The sequence below is a fragment of the Aquitalea sp. S1-19 genome (genome assembly GCF_024343515.1).
The window spans coordinates 1-2,637 of the sequence record NZ_RJTZ01000218.1; the positions used below are offsets into that span (position 1 = coordinate 1).

The 2,637-nt window shown below is 59.1% G+C and carries 2 protein-coding genes and 1 pseudogene; 2 read left to right on the plus strand and 1 reads right to left on the minus strand.

Annotated elements, in window-relative coordinates; all coding sequences use genetic code 11:
- Positions 1–553: pseudogene (locus EGI20_RS17405) on the minus strand (hypothetical protein); the annotation flags it as partial.
- 222 nt (positions 554–775) lie between these two features.
- On the opposite strand from EGI20_RS17405, the gene earP reads away from it, so the two are divergent.
- Positions 776–1,924 carry an elongation factor P maturation arginine rhamnosyltransferase EarP gene (earP, locus tag EGI20_RS17410; RefSeq protein ID WP_498632974.1) on the plus strand — a complete coding sequence of 383 codons (1,149 nt, stop codon included), beginning with the start codon at positions 776–778 and terminating at the stop codon, positions 1,922–1,924.
- Between the two features lie 57 nt (positions 1,925–1,981).
- Complete coding sequence (gene efp, locus EGI20_RS17415; RefSeq protein WP_124734448.1) at positions 1,982–2,545, plus strand: elongation factor P; 564 nt, start codon at positions 1,982–1,984, stop codon at positions 2,543–2,545.
- Positions 2,546–2,637 lie beyond the last annotated feature (92 nt).

Genomic DNA, 2,637 nt, shown 5'->3' on the forward strand with positions numbered 1-2,637 from the left:
GTAGCGGCAAGCTGCTTTCCACCACGGCCGCCACCTGAGAGATGTGCACATGGCACTCGCCATAGGCAAAGGGAACATTCGGGTTGACTTCCAGCACGATGGCGCGGGCGCGCTCGACAGCGGCCATCGCATAATCCGCCCCCAGGCTCAGGGAGAAATAGCCATGCTCGTCCATCGGTGACGCGAGCGCGAACAGCACATCGGCCGGCAATTCGCCGCGCTTGATCATGCGTGGAATTTCGGAAAAATGGTTGGGCACCAGGTCCGCCCACCCTTCCTGGCAAGGCTTGCGGGTCGTTCCACTCAGAAAGTAGGCCACATGGCGCACATGGTCGGTGGTTTCCGGGTCGTAGTAGCCGTAATTGCCCAGTCCCAGCAACTGGTAAACCTTCACATCCCTGAATTTACGCCTCGCCTCGCCAAGCGCAGTCAATAGCTCGGGCGGTTCACTTGCCGCCGTCGGCACGATAATACTGTCGCCATCCTTCACCCAGCCCAGCGCATCCGCTGCACCAAGCTGCTTTTGCCGATAAAGATCCAATATGTTTTGCATTATTTTTCTCCCTTGCAGAGCTGATGGGCACCAAAAAACCCTGACGCAAATAATGCCATAAGAATTGTTTTTCAGCCTGTAAAATAGAAATAGCCTACGAATTGCCGGCGACAGGCTATCGGCCAGCGCCCGCAACAAGAACCGGGGCAGATATTGTTCAGCACCACTTTCCCCGCGCTGCCGCTGGCGCTACCATGGCGGCCTTTTGCAGGAGAGCGGCAGATGAAGCGCCAGCAGTGGGACGTGTTCTGCAATGTGATCGACAACTACGGCGATATCGGCATCGCCTGGCGTCTGGCGCACCAGATTGCGCATGAGTATGGCCAGGCGGTCAGGCTATGGGTCGACGACATGCAAAGCTTCGCCCGTATCGAGCCCATGCTGGACGCCGCCCAAGCGCAGCAGATGCTGGAAGGCGTAGAAATCCGCCACTGGCCGCGCGCCTTTCCCCACAAGGTCGATGCCGCCGATATCGTGATCGAAGCCTTCGGCTGCACCCTGCCCGAACCCTATGTCACGGCGATGGCGGCACGCAGCCGCAAGCCAGTCTGGGTCAATCTCGAGTATCTGTCGGCCGAAGACTGGATAGAAGGCTGTCACGCCCTGCCCTCGCCTCACCCGCGTCTGGCGCTGACCAAATGGTTTTTCTTTCCGGGCTTTAGCGAACAAAGCGGCGGCCTGATCTGCGAAGCCGGCCTGTTTGCCAAGCGCGATGCCTGGCAGGCGGATCTTACCGGGCAGCAAACCTACTGGCGCAGCCTGGGCCTTGCGCCACGCCAGAGCGGCGAGTTGATCGTCAGCCTGTTTACCTATGAAAGCCCTGCCGTCGGCGACTGGCTGCAAGCCTGCGCCATGGGCGCGCAAGCCGTGCGGGTGATGGTGCCGCACGGGCGGGTGATCGCCGATGTCGCCCGTCTGTTCGGGCGCGACACGCTGATGGCCGGCGAGACGCTGAGCCTAGGTTCGCTCACGGTGCACGTGTTGCCGTTTAGCGAGCAAAGCGAATACGACAAGCTGTTATGGTCGTGCGACTTCAATATCGTGCGCGGCGAAGACAGCTTTATGCGCGCCCAGTGGGCCGCGCGCCCCTTCCTGTGGCACATCTACCCGCAGGACGAAGACGCCCATATCGTCAAGCTCGATGCCTTTTTGCAACGCTACAGCCAGAGCCTGTCCACGCCGGCACGACAGGCACTGACAAACTGCGCCCATGGCTGGAACCGCGGCACAGGCATGGCAGACGCGTGGATAGCTTTGCAGGAATATCTGCCTGAACTGGCGGGGCATGCCCGCATCTGGCCGCAACAGGCACTGGGGCGCAGCGCACTTGCCGCGAGGCTGGTGCAAATGATTGAAAAACAGCTACAATAGCGCCCTCTTGGGGAAAGCATTCCCCGAAATCAATTCAAGCTTTGGGAATGTTTAGTCATGAAAACCGCACAGGAACTCCGCGCAGGTAACGTCTTTATGGTCGGCAGCGAGCCGATGGTTGTGCAAAAGGCCGAATACACCAAGTCGGGCCGTAACGCCTCCGTCGTCAAGATGAAGATGAAGAACCTGCTGACCGGCGCAGGCAGCGAAACCGTTTACCGCGCTGACGACAAGTTCGACGTCGTGGTTCTGGACCGCAAGGACTGCACCTACACCTACTTCGCTGACCCGATGTATGTGTTCATGGACACAGAATTCAACCAGTACGAAGTCGAAGCCGACAACCTGGGCGACACCCTGAACTACATCGTTGACGGCATGGAAGACGTTTGCCAGGTGACCTTCTACGACGGCAAGGCCATCTCGGTTGAACTGCCGACGACGGTTGTGCGCGAAGTTGAATACACCGAGCCTGCCGTACGTGGCGATACCTCGGGTAAAGTGCTGAAGCCGGCCCGTCTGGCAGGCACCACCTTCGAAATCCCGGTTCCGGCTTTCGTCAACACCGGCGACAAGATCGAAATCGACACGCGCACCAACGAATTCAAGAAGCGCGCCTGATTTAACGCTGCACCAAGCAGCGCTTGACCAGGAAAAGCCAGCCGGATGAACGGCTGGCTTTTTTACGTCTGCGGCTACCCAAATCTGCCTTA